This is a genomic window from Streptomyces sp. NPDC008001, assembly GCF_042958085.1.
Taxonomy (GTDB): Bacteria; Actinomycetota; Actinomycetes; order Streptomycetales; family Streptomycetaceae; genus Streptomyces.
The window spans coordinates 621473-639190 of sequence record NZ_JBIBIZ010000003.1 but is presented as its reverse complement, the minus strand read 5'-3'; the positions used below and the strand labels follow the sequence as shown (position 1 = coordinate 639190).

Annotated in this window: 16 protein-coding genes and 3 pseudogenes; 4 read left to right on the top strand and 15 right to left on the bottom strand. The window is 71.1% G+C overall.

Features of this window, described 5'->3' with window-relative positions; genetic code table 11:
- Positions 1-94: 94 nt before the first annotated feature.
- Entirely contained in the window at positions 95-1129 is a 1035-nt protein-coding gene (locus ACFZCD_RS11260; protein ID WP_391829547.1) for a PQQ-binding-like beta-propeller repeat protein, read from the bottom strand.
- A 460-nt stretch (positions 1130-1589) separates the two neighbouring features.
- On the opposite strand from ACFZCD_RS11260, the gene ACFZCD_RS11255 reads away from it, so the two are divergent.
- Positions 1590-2849: a serine hydrolase domain-containing protein gene (locus ACFZCD_RS11255; protein ID WP_391829546.1), complete on the top strand. Its 1260-nt coding sequence runs from the start codon at positions 1590-1592 to the stop codon at positions 2847-2849.
- Between the two features lie 144 nt (positions 2850-2993).
- On the opposite strand, the gene ACFZCD_RS11250 is transcribed toward ACFZCD_RS11255, so the two are convergent.
- From ACFZCD_RS11250 to ACFZCD_RS11235, 4 genes and pseudogenes are all read right to left on the bottom strand, one after another.
- The gene (locus ACFZCD_RS11250) at positions 2994-3506 is read right to left on the bottom strand and encodes a hypothetical protein (protein ID WP_391829632.1); all 513 of its coding nucleotides are present in this window, start codon (positions 3504-3506) and stop codon (positions 2994-2996) included.
- Positions 3507-3722: 216 nt separating this feature from the next.
- Positions 3723-4028 (bottom strand): annotated as a pseudogene (locus ACFZCD_RS11245) (AAA family ATPase); the annotation flags it as partial.
- A 177-nt stretch (positions 4029-4205) separates the two neighbouring features.
- Positions 4206-5420 (bottom strand): glycosyltransferase, encoded by a 1215-nt coding sequence (locus ACFZCD_RS11240; protein ID WP_391829545.1) that lies wholly within the window; start codon positions 5418-5420, stop codon positions 4206-4208.
- Positions 5417-6217: a MerR family transcriptional regulator gene (locus tag ACFZCD_RS11235; protein ID WP_391829544.1), complete on the bottom strand. Its 801-nt coding sequence runs from the start codon at positions 6215-6217 to the stop codon at positions 5417-5419. The genes ACFZCD_RS11240 and ACFZCD_RS11235 overlap by 4 nt, the downstream gene beginning before the upstream one ends.
- Positions 6218-6418: 201 nt before the next feature.
- On the opposite strand from ACFZCD_RS11235, the gene ACFZCD_RS11230 reads away from it, so the two are divergent.
- Positions 6419-6601, top strand: coding sequence for a VOC family protein (locus ACFZCD_RS11230; RefSeq protein ID WP_391829543.1), 183 nt, complete (start codon positions 6419-6421; stop codon positions 6599-6601).
- Between the two features lie 39 nt (positions 6602-6640).
- Here the strand turns inward: ACFZCD_RS11230 and ACFZCD_RS11225 are convergent, their stop codons facing one another.
- Complete coding sequence (locus tag ACFZCD_RS11225) at positions 6641-6829, bottom strand: hypothetical protein (RefSeq protein ID WP_391829542.1); 189 nt, start codon at positions 6827-6829, stop codon at positions 6641-6643.
- Between the two features lie 165 nt (positions 6830-6994).
- Here ACFZCD_RS11225 and ACFZCD_RS11220 point away from each other — a divergent pair, with 165 nt between their 5' ends.
- Positions 6995-8392 (top strand): DEAD/DEAH box helicase, encoded by a 1398-nt coding sequence (locus tag ACFZCD_RS11220; RefSeq protein WP_391829541.1) that lies wholly within the window; start codon positions 6995-6997, stop codon positions 8390-8392.
- A gap of 102 nt (positions 8393-8494) precedes the next feature.
- On the opposite strand, the gene ACFZCD_RS11215 is transcribed toward ACFZCD_RS11220, so the two are convergent.
- The 6 genes from ACFZCD_RS11215 to ACFZCD_RS11190 form a co-directional block, all read right to left on the bottom strand.
- A complete protein-coding gene (locus ACFZCD_RS11215) occupies positions 8495-9430 on the bottom strand; it encodes an alpha/beta hydrolase (protein ID WP_391829631.1) in 936 nt (311 codons plus the stop codon).
- Between the two features lie 214 nt (positions 9431-9644).
- Complete coding sequence (locus ACFZCD_RS11210) at positions 9645-10652, bottom strand: hypothetical protein (protein ID WP_391829540.1); 1008 nt, start codon at positions 10650-10652, stop codon at positions 9645-9647.
- A 12-nt stretch (positions 10653-10664) separates the two neighbouring features.
- The gene (locus ACFZCD_RS11205) at positions 10665-11699 is read right to left on the bottom strand and encodes an LGFP repeat-containing protein (protein ID WP_391829539.1); all 1035 of its coding nucleotides are present in this window, start codon (positions 11697-11699) and stop codon (positions 10665-10667) included.
- An 80-nt stretch (positions 11700-11779) separates the two neighbouring features.
- Positions 11780-12244, bottom strand: a complete 465-nt coding sequence (locus ACFZCD_RS11200) for an RICIN domain-containing protein (RefSeq protein WP_391829538.1) — start codon at positions 12242-12244, stop codon at positions 11780-11782.
- A gap of 220 nt (positions 12245-12464) precedes the next feature.
- Positions 12465-14051 (bottom strand): serine/threonine-protein kinase, encoded by a 1587-nt coding sequence (locus ACFZCD_RS11195; RefSeq protein WP_391829537.1) that lies wholly within the window; start codon positions 14049-14051, stop codon positions 12465-12467.
- 24 nt (positions 14052-14075) lie between these two features.
- Positions 14076-14882: a serine/threonine protein kinase gene (locus ACFZCD_RS11190; protein ID WP_391829536.1), complete on the bottom strand. Its 807-nt coding sequence runs from the start codon at positions 14880-14882 to the stop codon at positions 14076-14078.
- A 62-nt stretch (positions 14883-14944) separates the two neighbouring features.
- Between ACFZCD_RS11190 and ACFZCD_RS11185 the strand changes: the two genes are divergently transcribed.
- A complete protein-coding gene (locus tag ACFZCD_RS11185; RefSeq protein WP_391829636.1) occupies positions 14945-15214 on the top strand; it encodes a hypothetical protein in 270 nt (89 codons plus the stop codon).
- A gap of 8 nt (positions 15215-15222) precedes the next feature.
- Here ACFZCD_RS11185 and ACFZCD_RS11180 read toward each other — a convergent pair.
- The 3 genes and pseudogenes from ACFZCD_RS11180 to ACFZCD_RS11170 form a co-directional block, all read right to left on the bottom strand.
- Positions 15223-15330, bottom strand: a pseudogene (locus ACFZCD_RS11180) (SDR family NAD(P)-dependent oxidoreductase); the annotation flags it as partial.
- 427 nt (positions 15331-15757) lie between these two features.
- Positions 15758-16534 carry a MerR family transcriptional regulator gene (locus tag ACFZCD_RS11175; RefSeq protein WP_391829535.1) on the bottom strand — a complete coding sequence of 259 codons (777 nt, stop codon included), beginning with the start codon at positions 16532-16534 and terminating at the stop codon, positions 15758-15760.
- Positions 16531-17629, bottom strand: a pseudogene (locus tag ACFZCD_RS11170) (serine hydrolase domain-containing protein). The gene ACFZCD_RS11175 and the pseudogene ACFZCD_RS11170 overlap by 4 nt, the downstream one beginning before the upstream one ends.
- Between the last annotated feature and the right edge of the window lie 89 nt (positions 17630-17718).

The window sequence follows — 17718 nt, the reverse complement described above, 5'->3', positions numbered from 1 at the left end:
GTGGCACGACGCGAGGAGTCCGGGGCCGCACCTCGATCGCCTTGGTGTGGCCCCGCTCGGCTCAGGGCTGACGGTGTGCCGGGCCGGCAGGTGCTCAGCCGGAAGCGGATGCCGATGCGCCGGCGGCGCGGTAGACGTCGATCGCTCGGGCCGAGTCGTCGTAGACCAGGCCGTAGCCGTCGTTGACCATGGTGGGCGAGACGTGGCCGATGCCCGTACGGAGGTCTTTGCCCGTACGGGCGTCAAGGGTCATGGCCTGAGCGGCCCGGGCGTAGACGATCCCGTGCCATGCCGAGGTGATCTCGGGTGCGACGCGGTTCGTGGATGCGTCGGGCAGACGCCACAGGACGTGCGAGGTGCGGACGTCCACCGCCCATACGGCAGCGTTGCCGGATCCGTCGGCTCCGGTGCAGATCGTCGTCTTCCACCCGTCGTAGTGGCAGTCGGGCAGCGATGTGTCACCGGAGTCCAGACGGGTCGCGCCCGTCGCGGCGTCGATGAGCAGGGTCCCGTCGGCGGCGGTCCCGTCGGCAAGGGTCAGCCCCGGGCCGGGATCCGTCGCCCTGGTCTCGCCGAACTGCAGGTCCTTCCTCCACTGCTGCCTGCCGTCGGAGGTCGACTTTCCCGCCAAGTCACCGTCGTCGCGGACACCGACGGCCACTGACTCCTCCAGATCCACTGCCTTGAAGTCGTCGTCGGTCCAGATGACCCGGCCCGTACGCGTATCGAGCAGGACGGAAAGCGGCGACGTTTCCGAAAAGCCCTCCTCGTAGGAGGCGACGAGGACGTGCCGGGCGTCGGCACCCACCACATGGGGTACGGCGGCGGTGTTCGCGCCGGAGTCGGAGCCGCTGTCCGTGGTGATGTCACGCGTCCAGAGGATCCTGCCGGTGCGGGCCTCCATGGCGACGACGCTGATGCCGTGCCGGTCGGCGTACGTTCCTGCACCGCTCTTCGTGGTGGCGAAGGCTCCGATCACCGTATGACCCGTGAGGCGGGGCGCCTGTGCGACGGAGCCGCCCTCCGGGCCGGTCGCGTGCCAGGCGATGTCACCGTCGTCCAGCCGGAAGGCGGTGATGCCGGAGTCGTTCCGGTCGTAGGCATACGCGAGGCGTGCGCCCAACGCCACGACGTCGGCCGGATCGTGCCGGGCATCCGGGGAAGGCCAAGCACCCTGAAACGTCGCGGTGGGATCCTGCGAGAAGGACCCGGGGGGTGCCTTCGGCTCGGCTGTCTCGCTACCGCTGGGCGGATGTCCGCCGCCGCACCCGGCCACGGCAAACAGGATGCCAAGGACAACGCATACCAAACGTAGTGGACACCGTGCGGCGTTGCGCCCGTTCGCGGAAGCCATGAACTTCATGGACACCAGAGGGTGGCAGAAGAAGGAGCCCTGTGCGTCCGCGTCCGCGAACATCCGTGACTTCGGAGGTCGCCACTGTGGTCTTGTTCTCCGTTGCCCGGGTGAACAGGGGGTTAGCCCTACCCGGAGCAGGCGGGTGGCAGGATCGCCCCGGGCGGCAGCAAGCGGAATCGTTGGGCCCGGCGGATACCGCCGGTTTCCCGATGTCTCCCCCAGGAGTTGGATCGTGTGTGAGCAGGCATGGCAGGAGTCCCGTTCGTCCGGGCGGCAGCAGGACCGCCGACGCGGAGCACGCGCCGCGCGGGTCGCGACCACGGTGGCCCTCGGCGCCATGGCCTTGGGTGTCCTGGCGCCGCCTGCGGCGTTTGCCGCAGCCGGACCGGATACCGCCGGCACCGTCGATACCGTCGACACCGTCCGGCAGGGCCTGAACGCGCTGGTGCGCGCCGACGGCCTGCCGGGCGCGCTGGCGAGCGTCAAGGACCGCAAAGGCCGCACCCGTACCTACACGGCAGGGGTGGGCGACCTGGCCACCGGCTCCGCGGTGCCGGTCGACGGTCAGGTGCGGATCGGCAGCAACACCAAGACGTTCACGGCGGTGGTCGTGCTGCAGCTGGTCGCCGAAGGGAAGATCGGTCTGGACGCCAAAGTCGACACCTATCTGCCCGGCCTCGTCCACGGGAAGGGGATCGACGGGCGGCACATCACCGTCCGTCAGCTCCTGCAACACACCAGCGGACTTCCCGACTACAGCAAGTACTTGGGCGACGACGTCCGGTATTTCGAACCCCGCGAGCTCCTCGGCATCGCTCTCCGGCACGAGGCTCGCTTCGCCCCCGGGGCGAAGTGGGAGTACAGCAACACGAACTACGTGCTGGCCGGCCTGATCATCCAGAAGGTCACCGGCCGCCCACTCGCCGAGGAGATGGACCGGCGCGTCATCAAACGCGCCGGGCTGCGCCACACGTACTTCCCCGGTCCCGGCGACGCGACGATCCGAGAGCCCCATCCCAAGGGCTACTACCAGGATTCGGCAGGCGCGCCCCTGCGCGATGTTACGGAAATCGACCCCTCCTGGGGCTGGGCGGCAGGCCAGGTGATCTCCACCAATTCCGACCTCAACCGGTTCTTCACCGCGCTCCTGGCCGGCCGCCTCCTCCCGCCGGCCCAGCTCGCCCAAATGCGCACGACCGTCCCCGCCGGACACCCCTTCGCCACCGGTGCCCGCTACGGCCTGGGGCTCGTGAGCATCCCGTTGTCGTGCGGCGGCGTCGCCTGGGGCCACGGCGGCAGCTTCCCGGGATACGAGACGCGGGGCGGCGTCACCGACGACGGCCGCGCGGCCAACGTCGCGGTGACCGTCCAGCCGTCCGACAAGGCGGCCATGAAGCGTGTCGAGCGCGTCGTGGACACGGCCCTGTGCCGTGAAACCTTCACCGTCGGGACGGCGACACAGGCGCAGGACCCTCGTCAAACGGACCACTGACGAGGCCTGTGCTCCCTCCCGAGCCGGTGAGAAGCGCTGGCTGAACACGTTCTTCGGCGTACGGACCGTCGCGCGCTCGCCCGGTGTGCAACGGCGTTACGACGCTGGATCATTGCGGGAGGGACCGGGCCGGTGTGTGGGCGCTCATGTGCGGCCCTCTCTTTCCTGGGCCTGTTCCAGGAGAGGTTGCGTGTCCGTCCAGGTGGCCCGCAGCACCTGGAATCCTTCGGCTTCGTAGGCGTCGCACACCTGGCGGTCGTCGTCGACCACCACTGCGACGACGCGGTCGCGGGCGAGTCTGCGCAGCAGTTCCGGCTTGCAGATCCTGGCCGGCCGGCGGTCGCCCCGGTTGCGCATGAAGAGCAAGCCCTCGGGCAGGCCGTGCCGGGCGAGCCAGTCGAGGGTGTCCCGGCGGCAGTGTTCCGGGCGGCCGGTCACGTAGGCCACCTCGCAGCGCTGGGCGGCGGCCGCGAGCAAGGCGACTCCCTCGGCGAGCGGGGGATCCTGTCCTGCGGCGGCGAAGAAGGCGTCCCAGTCGCGCGGCCGGCTGTCCAAGTGGTGCAGGCGGTGGCGGACGTCGGCCAGTGTGCCGTCCAGGTCGAAGACGGCGAGCGGCCGGGGCTCCGTGCCGGGGGTGGGGGCGGGCCATGGGGGCATGTCGAGGCCCCAGGTGGGCTCGTTGCCCGGCCCGGGATCCTCCGCGGGGTCCACCAGGAACCCGCCCTCGCCGTCGAACCGGACCTCGTACACCGCGTCGAAGCCGTCGGACCGCCGGGGCCTGCGGAGCCGTTTCAGCGTCGCGTACATGCCGACGTCGGGCACGCGCTCGGGGCCCTCGCGTGCGGCGTTGCGGGCGAGGGCGCCCGTGACGTCGGGCGGGAACCAGCAGGCGACCACGCGGGCGCCATGCGCGCGGCCGGCCGCGATGAGGGGTGCCCATTCGTGCGGCGAGGGGTTGGTGTTGTCCACCACCACCGGCACGCCCTCGGCCAGGGCCTCCTCTACCAGCCGCATCTGGCGGCGCTGCCGGTGCTTGGCCCGGGGGAAGAGGTCCTTGCTCACGTGCGCGTGCGTACCGGCGAAGGTCCGGGCGTAGAAGGTGGACTTGCCCGATGCCTGGAGGCCGACCAGTACGATCAGCTCCGGTCGCCCGTCATCCGGGGGATTGGTCAACGGCACGGTGGCTCTACCCTTCCGCAACGGCCTGCTGGTGGCCGGCTCGGCACCGCTGTACGTCGTTCATCGAACGGCCGTACATCGTCCATCGAGGGTACGGCGTCGGCCGCGTTCTCGTCCGCCGCGTTCCCGGTCCGGCCGCAGGAGCTGATGCCGGGAGCCGCGGGGAACGCGTCGCCGTCAGCCTTTCGTCAGCTGCTCGATGGCCTTGAGGGTCCGGGCGGCTCCGTCCTCGGTCGCCATGTGCTGCGCCGCTCTCGCGGCCGCCCGCGTGTGTGCCTGCTGCTTCACCGCCCGGCCGAGTGCGTCGGCGAGCCGTTCGGCCGTGAGGGATCCGAAGGGGATCGGGTCGGTGGCGGCGCCGAGGGCGGCGAGGCGTTTCGCCCAGAACGGCTGGTCGGCGGTCACCGGTACGGTGACGGCCGGCACGCCGGCGCGCAACGCGGCGGCCGAGGTTCCGGCCCCGGCGTGGTGGACCACCGCAGCCAGGCGCGGGAACAGCAGGGCGTGCGGTACGTCGCCGATGGTGAGCACGTCGTCGCCGCCGGCCGCGAGCCCGGCGCTGCCGGTCTGGAGGATGCCGCGCAGCCCGGCGCGGCGCAGGGCCCGTACGGCGATCTCGCTGAGCCGTTCCCCCTCCCCCGCCGCCATGCTCCCGAAGCCGATGAGGACGGGCCGGGGGCCGGCGCGGAGGAAGTCCTCCAGGTCCGCGGGCAGCCGGCCGGCCGCATCGTGGTGGGGCCACCAGGTGCCCACGACCTCCAGGCCCGGGCGCCAGTCGGCGGGGCGGGGCACCAGTGCCGTGCTGAAGCCGTGCAGGACGGGCCAGTTCGCCTGTTCCTGCCGCCGGCGCATCGCGGAGGGGGAGAGCGGGGGCAGCTGGAGACGGCGGCGCAGCTCCGTGACCGCCTGCTCGAAGACGCGGTCGGCCATGCGGAGGGCGAAGCGTCCGGTCGCGCGGTTGGCGAGGCGGCCCAGTGAGCGGGAGCCCGTGACGACGGGCGGGAAGTCACCGGTCGGCGCGGTGGGCTGGAGGTACGCGCCGAGGCTCGCTGTGCCCGTGGCCTCGGTGAGGTGCCAGCCGAGCGGGGCCGTGGTGGCCGACAGCAGGAGCAGGTCGGTGCCGTGGTCCACCGCGTCGGCGAATCCCCGGCCCAGTTCGGTGATGAACCTGGCGGCGGTGCGCATCAGCTCCCGTCTGTCCCTGACGTCGCCGCGCGCCCGGGTGTCGCCGGGGAGGCTGCGGAACTCCAGCCCGGCGGCGCGTACGAGTGGCGCGTAGGCGTCCGTGGCGGCGAGGGCGACGTCGTGTCCGGCCCGGCGCAGTGCGGCGCCCAGGCCCGTGTAGGGCGCGACGTCGCCGCGCGATCCGGCCGCGGCGATCAGGATCCTCATCGGTGCTCCTCGGAGTCGGTGGGGCCGCCGGCGTGGCGGGCGGCGTTGGCGTGGACCGCCTTGCACGTGTAGGCGGCCAGGCCCGGGCGTTGCTGTGAGGGCGGTACGACCAGGGCGAAGGCGCGCGGGTCGGCTGTGAAGTCGTCCGCGATGCGCCTGTGCATGTCGGGCGGGCAGGAGGTGAACCAGCGAGAGATGTGCAGGCGGTGTTCTTCGGCGAGGTCCATGGCCCGCTCGCCGTTGCTCGGCTCGCCCTCGTCGAAGGCCGCGAGCAGCTCCGCGCGCCAGGCGGCGGCTTCGCCCATGAGCTGCCGCCAGTCGTCCTTGGTGTGGGCAGCAGCGCGCGCCATCGCCTCGCGTTGACCTTCCGAATGCGCCCACTTCTGCTCCGCCTGTGTGGCGTAGCTCAGGTCGAAGGTGATCTCGCCGAAGACCTCGAAGCGTTCCTGGGGAGTCAGGGACACACCGGTCTGCTGGACCTCTATGGCGCGTTCCGCCACCTCGGCCAGCCGCTGCAGCCTGGCGATCTCCTCGCTCAGCTGCCGCTGGCGGGCTCGCAGGTGCTCCACGGCGTTCGCCTGTGGCTCCTGGAAGATCGCGGCGATTTCGTCGAGGGGGAAGCCGAGCTCGCGGTAGAAGAGGATCTGCTGGAGGCGTGCCAGGTCGGCGTCGTTGTAGAGCCGGTAGCCGGCGTGGCTGCGCTCGCTGGGCGAGAGCAGCCCGGCCTTGTCGTAGTGGTGCAGCGTGCGCACCGTCACTCCGGCAAAAGCCGACACTTGCCCCACGGAGTAGCTCATCCACCTGCCCTTTCGTCGAAATGCAGCCTCAAGCCTGACGTAAGGGGAGGGTCAAATCCTCCGGGGCATCCCCGGGCCCGCCCGGGTCCCATTCGGGCACACCCGGGTGAGCCCGGCCTCACGGCCCGAGCGTCACCGGTACGGCACCGGTGGGCGTGCGCGTGCGGCGCCTGTGGTGCACAAAGGCGTCACCGGCCCGGCATGAGGACGTCCGGATTCCTCGCCACGGTCTCCGAGCGCACCGAGATCGTCAAAGGCCTCTTGACGGAACACACAGGGCAGCGCGTCTTCTGCTTCCGCGACCCCGACGGCTACGTCATCGGTGTCAACGACAATGCCGCGTTCCGGAACAGCGACCTGGGCAGCAAATACGCGGAGTCCTGAGGGCGCGGAGTTGCCCCGTCCCAGCGCTGCAGACTGCGCCTACCCACTGCGCCAGGCCGCGCGCAACGCGGCCCAGTCACGGGTGAGGGTGGCGAGGCGGGCCTGCTGAAAGGGCGCGGGGGGCAGTTCCCGGTGGGTGCGCAGTTCGCGGGTCAGGAGCATGGCCCGGTTGACGGTGAACGCGGCCTGTGGGCGGGTCCGGGCGGGCGGCTGAGGGCGGGCGGGCATGCCCGGGGCCACGGTGGGAGAGGCGGGCCGTCACCGTGTGTTAATCTTAAACGTTTGAACGGCCGTGGCAGCCGGCGATGCGGCCGTCCGGATTTCCTTGTCCGTCGGCCGGCTCCTCGTCCCTGCCGTGCCTTCCTCGGTACGTTTCCCTGCGGAAGGCTCTTCGTGAACCACCCGGACCGTCCCGCCACGTCCCCCGGCGACCTCTCCCCCGCAGCATCCCCGGTCGCCTCTTTCGCCGGCCTGGAACTGCCGGCCGAGGTGCTGCGCACGCTCACCCGGCTGGGCCTGCGCGAGCCCTTCCCGATTCAGGCGGCCACCCTGCCCAGCGCCCTCGCGGGACGCGACGTCCTGGGGCGCGGGCGCACCGGATCGGGCAAGACGCTCGCCTTCGGCCTGCCGCTGCTCGCACGGACGGCCGGGCGGCGGGCGGATCCGAAGCAGCCCCTCGCTCTGGTCCTGGTGCCCACCCGGGAGCTGGCCCAGCAGGTCACCGAGGCGCTCGCGCCGTATGCGGACGCGCTCGGGCTGCGGATGGCCACGGTCGTCGGTGGCATGTCGATCGGCCGGCAGACCGCGGCGCTGCGCGACGGGGCCGAGGTCGTCATCGCCACGCCCGGCCGCCTGCACGACCTCGTCGCGCGCAAGGCCTGCCGCCTGGGCCGGGTGCGGATCACTGTCCTCGACGAGGCCGACCAGATGTGCGACATGGGCTTCCTGCCGCAGGTCACCGAGGTGCTCGACCAGGTGCACCACGACGGCCAGCGGATGCTGTTCTCGGCCACTCTGGACCGCGACGTCGACGACCTGGTCCACCGCTACCTCCACGACCCCGTCGTCCACTCGGTCGACCCCTCCGCGGGCGCGGTCACGACGATGGACCACCATGTGCTGATCGTCCACGGCCCCGACCGGTACGCCGTCACCACGGAGATCGCCGCCCGCGACGGCCGCGTGCTGCTGTTCCTGGACACCAAGCACGCCGTCGACCAGCTCACCCGGCACCTGCGGGCCAGCGGAGTGCACGCCGCCGCCCTGCACAGCGGCAAATCCCAGCCGCAGCGCACGCGGACCCTTGCGCAGTTCAAGAACGGCGGGGTCACCGCCCTGGTGGCGACCAACGTGGCGGCCCGTGGTCTGCACGTCGACGATCTCGATCTCGTGGTCAACGTCGACCCGCCCACCGACCCCAAGGACTATCTGCACCGCGCGGGCCGCACGGCCCGGGCCGGCGAGTCCGGCCGGGTCGTCACGCTGGTGCTTCCGGGGCAGCGCCGCGAGATGAGTCAGCTGATGGCCGGAGCAGGCATCCAGCCGGCGATCACGAAGGTGCGGTCGGGCGAAGCGGAGCTGAGCCGGATCACCGGGGCGAAGGCTCCCTCCGGCAACCCCCTCGACGGCGGTCCTGCCGCGCCCCGGGCCAAGAACACCAACACCCCGTTCCGTGGCCTGGGCACCAGCAAGGACACCTCCCGCCGCGGCGGCGGCAAGTCCCGCAAGGCCGACGAGGCCCGCAAGCTCGCCGAGGCCCGTCAGGCGGCCCGGATACGGCGCGGCGGCTGAGAGCCGCTGCCGTGTGAGTCCGATCGACCGGACGGGTACGGGCAGGGCCTCCCGGGCTGCCGGAAGGCCCTGTCGCTACCTCTGTACCTGCTGTACCTGTGCCTACGCCTTGCGGAGGCGGTCGATGATGCCGTCGAGGTCCTGCCGGAAGAGGTGCTCCCGGACGAAGTGGCCGCCGGGCTCCTCGTGCCACTCGTACGGGATGCCGGCCCGGTCGAGGTAGCCGCGCCACTCGCGCTGGGTGTCGAGCACGCCCGTCTCGTTGAACTTGTCCCAGAAGGTCGGCGCGGGGCTCGTGCCGGCGACCATGAAGATGCGCTTGTTGCGGTAGCTCTCGACGCGCTCGCAGGGGTTGTCCATGCTGACGCGGTTCTGGTCCCAGGGCATGCCGTAGACCATGCCCCCGCCGAGTTCGGCCGCCGCGGAGGAGGCGTTGGCCCAGTGGACGACTCCGCCGGCGATCCCGCCCGCGACGCCGCGCAGGCTGGCCGGGCCGGAGTGGGAACTCACGGAGGCGAAGTGGCCCCAGTACTTGGCCGCGTACTTCAGGGCGCCGAAGCCGCCCATCGAGAAACCGGAGACGGCACGGCCGTCGTACTCGGCGTACGTCCGGAAGTTGTCGTCGATCCAGGGGACCAGCTGCTCGATGTGGAACTGCTCCCAGTTCCGGGGGCCGACGAAGGAGCTGACCGGGTTGGAGTACCAGCCGGCCTTTCCGCCGTCTGGCATGACGACGATGAGGGGCTTGCCGGCGGTCCAGGCGCGGATGCCCCCGTTCACCTGGCGGTCGAACTCGATGAAGTCGCCCCCGCCGCCGTGCAGCAGGTACAGGACGGGGTACCTGCGGCCGCTGGTGTGGTAGTCGTCGGGGAGCAGGACGTTGACGGCGGGCTTCCAGCCGATCGCCGCGGTTTCGAACCGGTAGTACCACATGCGGGGGTCGGACTCGCCCGCTTCGACGATGCGCAGTCCGCGGCCGTCGCCGGCCGCACTGGCCGCCGACGCGGCCGCGAGGACGCCTCCGCCGCCCAGGGTCATCGCCGCGGAGAGCCCTCCGACGGCCTTCAGGACGCTTCTGCGGGTGGGACGGTTGCCGGTGGTGGGGCGGTGCTCGCTCAACAGGGTCTCCTGACCGGTGGTCGGGACGTACGGTCGGGTACTCGTCCGTCGCCGGTTGTCGGTTGTCGGTTGTCGGTTGTCGGTTGTCGGTTGTCGGTGTTAGTTGCCGGTTTTCTGTTGCTAGTTGCAGTTGCTAGTTGTTGGTGGTCCAGGTGCCCCTGGACGGGTTCCAGTGGATGGTGACCTTCTGGAACTTCTGGGCCTTGCCCCCGGCCTCATCCATCTCATCCGTCACGGGATAACCGAGTGCCTGCTCATGACCGGACGCGTTGAAGGCCTTGTAGATCTCACCGTGCACGGGATGCGCACCCGTCTGCGGCGACCACAAGAACAACCCCTGCTCGAAGAACTGATAACGGCCCCGCGTCCCGTCCGGCGCCCGCCCCGCATCCGCCTCGTCCATCGTCGGAAAACCCCAACGACGCTCCGAATCCGTAGCCCAGAACTTGCTCAGAATCTCGCCGAAGACCGCGTAGGTCACGTCCGGGTGCCAGATGATGATGCCGTTCCGGAACTGCTGGAAGCGTCCGCCCATCATGGAGTCGCGCTCGCCGGTGACCGGTGCGCCGAGCACGCTGCCCAGGCCGCCCATGCTGTCGTACTTCACCCTGATCGAGCCGTAGGGCATGAGGTCGTCCAGGCGCTGGTACCGGCGAGGGGTGAAGCCGCGGAGGCCGTTGCCCCACGTGCGCTCCTCGGCCACCTGCCCGAAGTCCCACTCCTCGCGCACCACGGGCTGGGTGTGTGCCGCGTCCGCCCAGTGGACGAACAGGGCCACGTGGTCGATCCCGTCCGAGTCGCGGAGGAGGATGTCGCCGGGCTGCAGGTCGTTCGCGGGGATGTCGGAAGTGACGTTCCACAGGGCCCAGGTGGTCAGGGACGATCCCAGGTTCCAGGCCATCGACACGTAGCCCGAGCAGTCCGGGCGGTAGCAGCCGAACTGGTTGTCGTGGCAGCCGCTCTGGCTGTAGGGCACCCGCTCGGCGACCCACGACCACGCGCGGTCCATCACCTCGCCCCGTCCGATGGGCCCGTCCCGGTCGGACGCGCTCGCCGCCGGTGCCGTGCCGAGCAGGGCCGCGACGGCCGCCAGGGCCAGCACCACGGCTCCCGCCAAACGCTGAAGGATCAGCGGTCTCATGGCTGTCCTCCGTTAGTTGTTGGTGGTCCAGGTGCCCCTGGACGGGTTCCAGTGGATGGTGACCTTCTGGAACTTCTGGGCCTTGCCCCCGGCCTCGTCCATCTCATCCGTCACGGGATAACCCAGCGCCTGCTCATGACCGGACGCGTTGAAGGCCTTGTAGATCTCACCGTGCACGGGATGCGCACCCGTCTGCGGCGACCACAAGAACAACCCCTGCTCGAAGAACTGATAACGGCCCCGCGTCCCGTCCGGCGCCCGCCCCGCATCCGCCTCGTCCATCGTCGGAAAACCCCAACGACGCTCCGAATCCGTAGCCCAGAACTTGCTCAGAATCTCGCCGTAGATCGCATAGGCCGCGTCGGGATGCCAGATGACGATCCCGTTCTGGAACAGCTGGAAGCGCCCGCCCTGCATGGCGTCCTCTTCGGCGCGCAGAGGGCGGCCGAGGGGACCGCCGGGGCCTCCCGTGCTGTCGTACTTGGCGCCGATCGTGCCGTACGGCTGGAACGCCTCGTCGCGCATGGCGATCGCGTGGGCCTCGGCCTGGTCGTAGCGGTCCGGGTAGGCGGAACGCTGGACGGCCTGGGCCAGCTGGCCGGCGGAGCTGCCGTCCATGCCGGGCTCCATCTGCTGCGCGACCTCGAAGAACTTGTTGGCCGCGTAGTCGACGTCCGTGACCTGCTCGGGGGTGCCCCAGCCCTGCGAGGGGCGCTGCTGGAAGACGCCGAGCGAGTCACGGTCGCCGCAGGTCAGATTGTTCATGTGGGACTCGACCCAGCCCGTCTCGAAGCCGGCGAGCATCACCTTCGCGGAGACGTTCCGGCGCTGGCCCACCTCGTAGACCTTGCGGGTCACGGCGATGTCGCGCTCGGCGGGGACGCCGCAGAAGGCCTCGGCCGTCATGGGGTGGCCGAGGGGGCCGGGCAGGGGCGTGTCGCCGGTGCCCTGCGCTCCCGCCGGACGGGTCAGGACGGCGGAGAGGGCCGTCACGAGCAGGAGGATCGCCGTTCCGGATCTCGCGCGCCGCACAGATCTGCCATGCACGTGCTTGCTCCTTTGCGTCGGACTCGTCTTGCGAGGGGGAGGGAGCAGGAGGGAAGGAAGGCGTGTGCGCCTTCACGTCCTCACGACCAGCTCTGGTACGGGCTGTCGTTGCACGCCCACGTACGGAATCCCTGGTTGCTGTCGTCGATGCACCGCAGGGTGGCCTGGTTCTGGAAGCGGACGGTGCCGTCGGCCCAGACCTTGACCCACCAGCTCTGCTCGGGATTGGAGCCGCAGTTCCCCACCGTCCGGAAGCCGTTGTCGGTGTCCTCGACGCAGCGGCCGGTGTTGGCGCTCCTCAGCTGGCGGGTCCCGTCGTTCCAGACGTGCACGGACCACTTCTGCGGGGTGCTGCCGTTGCAGCTCCACGTGCGGAAGCCGTTGTTCGTGTCGTCCATGCACTTGCCCGTCGCCTGGTTCCTGAAGGTCTGGACGGCGTCCTGGGCACCTGCGGGGGACGCCGCGGCGGCGAGGGCGCCGGGGGCGGGGACGAGGGAGGTGGCGACAAGGAAGCCGCCGATCAGAAGAGTTCGCATGCTGCGCATGGGTCTGTTCCGTTCCTTCCGTTCCGTTCCTTCCCGACCGCACCAGGCGGTGTGACCGGACGGCCCGCAAGGTAGCCAGGGGTGCTCCGGGCGCGGCATCCGGAACGATCCGGAGTGACGGCGGCCTGCGGTTCCCGGTAGGGATGGGGGTGCGGAAAGGGTCAGGAGGGACCGGGCAGTGACACGGACGGCGGTTCGGCGGCGATCCCCGGGCGCCCGGTCACCGGGCGGATGCGGAGGGGAAGGCGGAGGCGAGGCGCGGGCACTGTGGCACCGCGGGACGGTCCTTGGTGCGCACGGCGGGCAGCCACGCGGTGGCCCGCGCCGGACCGTGCGGCAGGCGGACGCGGTACCACTCGGCCGACCACGTCCCCGACTCGTCGACGATGGGCACCCCGCTGGGGAGGCGGCACTCGACGTCCAGGACGTCACCGTGCCAGACCCGCACCGGGACGACGTTGTCGATGGTGTAGGGCCGCCGGGGGTCGATCGCCATGCCGAGGCTGCACTGCGGGTCCCGGTCCGTGCGCTCCTGGCAGCTCCGCTCGGCGTTGTACACGCGGATGCGGCCGGGCGCGCCGTACGCGGTACCGGACGCTGTCTCGGCGGTGGGCGCGCCGGGCCGGGACGGTGGGCCGGACCCGTGGCCGAGCAGGGCGTACGACGCGACCGCCGCGACCGCTCCGCAGACGGCGACGACTGCCAGGGCGGCGCGGGTCCTCCGCCGACGGCGCGGGCCGGGGGGTGCCGGGGTGGGCTCGTCCGCGCCCCGTTCGTCCGCGTCCTGTTCCCTCGGATCTCGTTCGTCCGGGCCTCGTTCGTCCGGGCCCCGTTCCTCCGCGCCTCCGTTGGCCCCGCTTGCTGCGGGTGCAGCTGCCCGGTGCTCCGCGATGCGGGCCAGCAGGCTCTCGGCGGTGTGCGCGGCGCGCGCGGCGTGGGCCGGCGCCAGGCAGTCGGCGGCCAGTGCGCGCCAGAACGGCGGCACCGCGTCGTCCATGCGCAGCGGCGCCCGGCCGTCGGCGTACTCCTGGGCGGCGGCCGCGCGGGCCACGGGGGTGCCGCCGGGGAACGGGGAGGCGCCTGCGGTGAACACCTCGTGGATCACGATGCCGAGGGCCCAGATGTCGGCGCTCGGGCGGACCTGCACGCCGTGCTCGCCGAGCGGGGCCTTCCAGCGTTCGGGCGGGAGGTAGTCGAAGGTGCCCATCGGGGGCCCGTAGCCGTGGGTTCCGTGGGTGTCGGTGAGCTGGGTGACGAGGCCGAAGTCGGAGAGCCGGACGGAGCCGTCGGGCATGAGGAGGACGTTGTCCGGTTTGAGGTCGCCGTGGACCCAGCCGCTGCGGTGCAGGTGGGCCAGGCCCTCGCAGATCTCGGTGAGGAGCCGCTCCGCAGTGGCCGTGGTCGTCCGGTCCTCCCGGGCGTCGTGGAGCAGGTCCCGCAGGCTGTGTTCGGCGCGCTCCATGACGAGGACGATGGCACCGTCGAGGAGCGGACGGCCCGGTTCGCTCAGCACGAAGGAGTCCAGGAGACGGATGATCCGGGGGTGGCGGGTGCGGCGGCCGAACTCGACCTCGCGCCGGGCGGTTTCGGCGACTTTCCGGGCCTGGCTGGGGGCGAGGCCGCCGGTCGGCAGGAACTTGAGTGCGACGTCCTCCCGCAGTCCGTCGGTGACCGGCCGTCCCGCGTAGACCGTCGCCCAGCCGCCGGTTCCGAGCGGCGCGGTGACCTCCCACCGGCCGACGACGTGGCCGGGCGGGAGCAGTTCCGTCGCGTCACTTCCCGAGCTGTCGCCGGCCGGGCCGTGCACCGTTGCCTCCTTCGGTCCCGCGGTTCATCGTGCGGTATCCCGCGCCGGTGCGCCCGCGCCGGTCCGGGGCGGCAGCAGGGCCAGGTGATCCTCGCGGACGAGGCCGAAGCGCAGTGCGAGGCCGACGATCGTCTCCCGCTTGCCGTTGCGCCGGGCTTCCCTGCGCGATTCGGCTCCGGCCGGGGCGCTGATGCGCATCTTCTCCTCGGCCAGGTAGTCGATGTGCGAGCTGACGGCCCGGGCCGTCAGACGGCCGCAGGCGGGGTGCCCCCGGAGCCGTTCGACGATCTGGGGCGTAGTGGGCACGGCGACCGGCGACTCGTCGCGCAGCCGCGGTTCGCAGAGCGCGACGAGCACGAGGAAGTAGGCGGCGGTCTCGTCGAGCGAGTAGGCGGTGACGGTGCGGCTCCCCCAGGCCCCGCCCGCGCCGTCGGGGTCCAGGTAGACGTGGTCCGGTGCGTACACCTGGAAGGAGACGGTGGTGCCGTGGCGGGTCGGCAGGACGATCCGCGAGAACTCGAAGGGGATCGGGGCTCCGGCCCGCCGCGGCGGCACCCTGAAGTACTCCCCCGCCCCTTCCGGGTTCTCCACGAGGTAGCTCTGGGTGGTGCTGTGGTTGCTGAGCTGCCAGTGGTCGTCCGTCACCCGGATCTCCCCCGCCAGCCGCGAGATCGCCGCGTCGGTGAGGCGCAGCTCGACGGGCGTCCTCGCGGATCCGCGGCCGAAGCGGGCCACTTCCCCCGGGCCGAGCCGTAACGTCACGCCGCCACCCGTCGGCTCCCCGCCGGCCTCTCCGCTCCCCTGCGGCAGGTGCACCACTATTCCGCTCACTGTCCCCTCCTCACTCCCCGTCAGCTCCAGTCGCGCAGGGCGAACGTTACACATCCCTGCGCATGAATGTCCTTCGTGCTCATGACATACCGTGGGCCCGACCGTCGACGGTCACGGACGAGAAGGCACCGGCCGAGCGGCCGGCCGTTGAGGTCTGTGCGGACGAGCTGGTGGAGGACCGACAACACGCGGCCCTGCTGCGCGAGGAGGTCGCGGGCCACGGGGTCCGCGTTGTCACTATCGCCCCGGGAGCCGTTGAGACGGAGCTGCTCTCGCACACCGCCGACGAGGTGGCGAACTTGCTGCCGCTGCAGACGGTGTGGTTGGCGTAGGTCCTGCGTCCCGCGACCGAGCTGACGTTGATCACCGTGCCGCGGCCGCGCTCGATCATGCCGGGCAGGACCGCACGCACCCCATGGAGCAGGCCCCGCACATTGACGTCGAACATCCGCTCCCACTCGTCGGGGAGAAGGTGCTCAGCCTCTCGGGGCCCGTACCGGACTACTGGCTCGACCATCTCCTGCCGCGCCCGACTCCGACGGGCCGTCCGTCGAGCGCGGTGAGCGGGCAGCGACCCGGCAGGAGCTCCTCGCCCTGGTCGGGGCGGGACGAGGGATACACCCGGCCGCCGCACACGAGGTCAGGTACCACGCCCGGCCGAACATCGCGTACGTCCCCTTCGACGACGCTCCCCCGCTGGAGTACGGCCTGGTGTGGAGGGCCGCAGCGGACACGGGCCGCATCCGCGCCTTCGCCGAGGCGGCGGTGGAGACGGTACGGCGGCAGGGCGGTCCGGGGGACGTCTGCGCGGAGTGCCGCTGATCCGGCCCAGGCCGGCGATCCGGTCCGAGGCACGACTTCCAGGGCCTCAGGCCTCATCGGTGGGGGACGGGCACGCCTGCGGAGCGGAGCCTGATCTCGGTGAGCGCGGTGAGGCGGGCTGAGATCGGTGCCTGGTCCCCGCGGTGGTTGTTGATCAGCTTGTACTGGGCGGATGCCTTGGCCCATGCCTGCATGCTGGCGGCATTCCCCAGTAGTGCGGGGTTGGCGAGGTAGCGGTCGGCCATGGCGGCCGCGAGTTCTTCGATCCTGGGGTCGTCCGCTGCCCAGGTCTCGGCTTCCCAGCCGCGCTTGGTCAGGTCGATGTACTCGGGGTCGTCCAGCCCGTGTTCGAGCTGGGTCAGGAAGCCGTCGAAGCCCTCCGGCACGAGCGCCCGGGCCAGTACCAGGGCCTCGCGTTGCGCGGCCACGTAGTCGGGGCTGAAGCCGAGGCCGGGCATCCGGTCCAGGATCGCGCAGGCGCGGTCGGGCAGCAGGGACCGGTCGCTGTCGGCGAGCCGGTGCAGCGTCTCGCGGCGGGCGACCAGCTCATCGATGCGTTCGGTGAGCTGCCGCTCGACGTCCGTGAGCGCGGCGCCGAACTGCGCGGCGTCGGCGTCGAGCATGGGCCCGATCTCGGCCAGCGGCACGCCTGCGGCGGCCAGCGTCCGCACCTGCACCAGCTGCAGCAGCTCGCCGGATCCGTACCGCCGATAGCCGGAGCTGTCGCGTTCCGGCTCCGGGACCAGCCCGAGCTTGTGGTAGTGCCGCACTGTCTTCACCGTGACGCCGACGAATGCCGCCGCCTGCCCAATTGTGACTCCGTTGCTCATCGGCTCAGCTTGCCGCAGAACACCTGGTCGACGAAACGCTGTTGGGCGGTCCGGAATGCCGGTGCTATCGACAGGTCGGCGTCGTCCACCCAGGTCAGCCCGGCGGTGAGGGTCTTGCTGCCGTCGGCGGTGCTGTACATCAGCGCCGCCGAGCCCATGACGGCGCCGTTGTGGTGGAAGACGGGGCCGTCCTCCGTTTCCTGTGCGAACACTCCCAGGCCGTAGCCGGCCGTTACCTCCGGCGTGCGCATCTCGGCCAGCAGCCCGGCCGGCAGGAGCTTGCCGCTCATCAGCGCGGAAAAGTACGTGTGCAGGTCCCGAGTGGTCGAGATCATGTCACCACCCGCTCCGACCCAGGACGGGTTCTGACGGGTGACATCGATCGTCCGCTCCTGCCCGGCGTCCTCGTAGCGGTAGTAGCCGTGGTTGTGCGGCTCGGGAATCTCCGGTGAGGCGCCCGGCGCCACGGTGCCGGTCATCCCCAGCGGGCCGAGGATTCGCCGCTGCAACTCCTCGGCGAACGAACGGCCGGTGACCTTCTCGATCACCAGCCGGGCCAGCACGTAGTTGGTGTTGGCGTAGCTCCAGCCCGTCCCCGGTGCGAACCGCGCCGGCTTGGACAAGGACAGCCGTACCAGCTCTTCGGGCAGGTAGGTCTTGAACCGGTTGTCCACCCACTCCTTGCCCTGCCAGGGGACCCCCAGCACGATCGTTCCGTCCTCGTAGAGCTCGCCGGTGTGGTTGAAGATCCCGCTGGTGTGCTGCAGCAGCATCCGCACGGTGATCCGCCGGTCGAGACCGAACCCGGGCAGGTAGTCATCGGGCCGGGGCGTCCAGACCGATCTTTCCCTCGGCCACCAGCATGAGCACCGCGGTGGCGACGAAGTTCTTGGTGCTGCTGCCGATGCGGAAGTACCCGTTCGTCAGCGGCTTGGCGCTCTGCCCCAGCTCGCCCACGCCGGCACTGCCGACCCACTCGCCCTGCTCGTCGTTCACCCGGAGCTGGACCCCGGCGAAGCCGGACTCGGCCAACTCCTCGATCGTCTTCTGCAGCTCCGGACGATCCTGGCCCTGGCCGGAAAGGTTGGTGGACATGTTGCTCCTTCACATCGGTTGTGCCCAGGTCGGCGTCGCGCCGATGTGATGAGCCTCCAGCCTGCCCCGGGGTCAACCTCAAGCGTGAT

Coding starts and splice junctions, on each gene's coding strand:
- ACFZCD_RS11225 (WP_391829542.1), bottom strand. CDS start 6,829: ATGCCCGCCCGCCCTCAGCCGCCCGCCCGGACCCGCCCACAGGCCGCG.
- ACFZCD_RS11185 (WP_391829636.1), top strand. CDS start 14,945: ATGAATGTCCTTCGTGCTCATGACATACCGTGGGCCCGACCGTCGACG.
- ACFZCD_RS11235 (WP_391829544.1), bottom strand. CDS start 6,217: ATGAGCTACTCCGTGGGGCAAGTGTCGGCTTTTGCCGGAGTGACGGTG.
- ACFZCD_RS11200 (WP_391829538.1), bottom strand. CDS start 12,244: ATGCGCAGCATGCGAACTCTTCTGATCGGCGGCTTCCTTGTCGCCACC.
- ACFZCD_RS11210 (WP_391829540.1), bottom strand. CDS start 10,652: ATGAGACCGCTGATCCTTCAGCGTTTGGCGGGAGCCGTGGTGCTGGCC.
- ACFZCD_RS11240 (WP_391829545.1), bottom strand. CDS start 5,420: ATGAGGATCCTGATCGCCGCGGCCGGATCGCGCGGCGACGTCGCGCCC.
- ACFZCD_RS11250 (WP_391829632.1), bottom strand. CDS start 3,506: ATGCCCCCATGGCCCGCCCCCACCCCCGGCACGGAGCCCCGGCCGCTC.
- ACFZCD_RS11215 (WP_391829631.1), bottom strand. CDS start 9,430: ATGACCCTGGGCGGCGGAGGCGTCCTCGCGGCCGCGTCGGCGGCCAGT.
- ACFZCD_RS11175 (WP_391829535.1), bottom strand. CDS start 16,534: ATGAGCAACGGAGTCACAATTGGGCAGGCGGCGGCATTCGTCGGCGTC.
- ACFZCD_RS11230 (WP_391829543.1), top strand. CDS start 6,419: ATGAGGACGTCCGGATTCCTCGCCACGGTCTCCGAGCGCACCGAGATC.